The sequence below is a fragment of the Monashia sp. HAY1-5C genome (assembly GCF_056755255.1).
In genome coordinates, this window is sequence record NZ_JBPGXG010000365.1 from 1 (window position 1) to 271 (window position 271).

Annotated in this window: 1 protein-coding gene; it reads right to left on the bottom strand. The window is 60.1% G+C overall.

Annotated features, from left to right (window positions below; translation table 11 throughout):
• Positions 1-271, bottom strand: a 271-nt coding sequence (locus ACR9ZK_RS22050) for a biotin/lipoyl-containing protein (RefSeq protein ID WP_481344085.1), incomplete at both ends; no start/stop codon positions are given.

Consider the following 271-nt stretch of genomic DNA (forward strand, 5'->3'; position numbering starts at 1 on the left):
GGCCACATGAATGGCGGTGACCTTGCCGGCAATCGCTGCCTGGACTTCGGTTTCCATCTTCATCGCTTCGGTGATCAGCACCGACTGGCCAGCCTTGACGGTGTCGCCCTCCTTGACCAGCACATCGACAATGTTGCCCGGCATGGTGGTACTGACGTGGCCCGGTGCCGACGCTTGTTTGCGTTTGCTGCTGCCGCCACCGACGAATTCGTTGAGCGGTTCGAACACCACTTCTTCCGGCATGCCGTCGATGGACAGGTAGAAGTGACGC